Source organism: Vibrio sp. 10N.222.49.C9, assembly GCF_041474985.1.
Taxonomy (GTDB): Bacteria; Pseudomonadota; Gammaproteobacteria; order Enterobacterales; family Vibrionaceae; genus Vibrio; species Vibrio crassostreae_C.
In genome coordinates this window covers 1-323 of sequence record NZ_JBFRVD010000862.1, presented here as the reverse complement: position 1 = coordinate 323, position 323 = coordinate 1, and the positions used below count along the sequence as shown (strand labels likewise).

Here is a 323-nt window from a genome sequence, read left to right as displayed (position 1 = left end):
CCCGCATGTCGTTAGCGGGAATCTTAGATGCACTACTTTAAGATTGCCGATAAGAGACCTCGGCAATGACTCCTCTTAATCTGATGGCTTAAAGCTAACAGCTTTTGACTGCTTTACTTGAACTTCCTCGGCAAGTAATCCGGCTTATCATCAGGATTACGCTCTCGCTTACCCGCAATGACTCTGTTCTTCCCCATCCCAACCTTAATCTGATACCAAGTCTCGAGCAGTAGCGCCTTGCCTTGACTCGACCACCAGGTGTTATGGTAGAGCTTCTTATTCGCGGCTAATACATCTGGAGAGCGGTTAATGCACTCCAAGGC

The 323-nt window shown here is 48.0% G+C and carries 1 pseudogene; it reads right to left on the bottom strand.

Features of this window, described 5'->3' with window-relative positions:
* Nucleotides 1–113: 113 nt before the first annotated feature.
* Nucleotides 114–323 (bottom strand): annotated as a pseudogene (locus AB4585_RS25960) (enoyl-CoA hydratase); the annotation flags it as partial.